The 1,048-nt window shown below is 40.7% G+C and carries 1 protein-coding gene; it reads left to right on the plus strand.

Annotated features, from left to right (window positions below):
• Positions 1 to 207: 207 nt before the first annotated feature.
• On the plus strand, positions 208 to 1,048 hold an 841-nt coding region (locus C200_RS14405; protein ID WP_052133267.1), incomplete at its 3' end, for an IS30 family transposase.

Consider the following 1,048-nt stretch of genomic DNA (forward strand, 5'->3'; position numbering starts at 1 on the left):
AGCACAGGGCTTGGCCATGCAGTTAATTTGCTCTTTTCTGGAATAATCATTATAGCGCTCAACGAATAGTTTCTGACATTGACTTCATTACTTGACTAAGCGCTGTCTCTAAATTCGCCCTCCGTCATCTGAAGTGCAACACTCAGTAGAGAGTTCATATTCATACAGATAAACTCTCTAGTTCGCCTTTTGACTTAGAGGGTAGAGATGGTTTATCGGCACTTAAATGAAAAAGATCGTTTTTATATCGAACAACGGTTATCAGAGGGAGACTCGCTCAGATCAATTGCTAGAGCACTTGGCTTTTCTCCTAGCACGATTAGCCGTGAGATTAAACGGCACACCCCAATCGATTTTAAAGGTCTTTATTGTCACCGGCTTACTTCTCGCTGTGCACAAGAAAAACGAGCTAACGCTAAGCAAGGTCAAGCTTTTCGACAAATTTCAGAGGAGGCAAAAATGTTGATCCATCAACGGTTAAGCACCCATACATCCCCCGATGTTATCAGTCAGGAACTTATACGAGAGCATGATATCCAGGTGAGTGAAAGCACGATTTACCGTTATATTTATGATGATAGAGAGCAGGGCGGAGAGCTTTACAAAAACCTGCCTCATTCGGGAAAACCTTATAAGAAAAAGGTGAATCGTGGTGATCAAATAAAAATACCTAATCGCGTTGGTATTGAACACCGGCCTGCTATTGCTGATGAAAAGACAGAGTTTGGTCATTTTGAAATTGATACGGTTGTGGGTCGCGATCACCAATCTTATTTATTAACACTGGTCGATAAGGCGAATAAAATGTGTTGTATAAGGAAAATGCCTAACAAACAAGCCAAGACTGTTATCAATACATTCATGAATGTGGTTGGCTCAACTTTCTTTGATTTTAAAACCATCACCTCTGACAATGGAACAGAGTTTGCGGGTCATGAGGCCATTTCAAAGATCACTGAAGCAGACTTTTACTTTGCTAGACCTTATCGTTCTTGTGATAGAGGTCTAAATGAGCACACAAATGGTTTGATAAGGCGTTTTCTACCTA

This window comes from Piscirickettsia salmonis LF-89 = ATCC VR-1361, from assembly GCF_000297215.2.
Classification (GTDB): domain Bacteria; phylum Pseudomonadota; class Gammaproteobacteria; order Piscirickettsiales; family Piscirickettsiaceae; genus Piscirickettsia; species Piscirickettsia salmonis.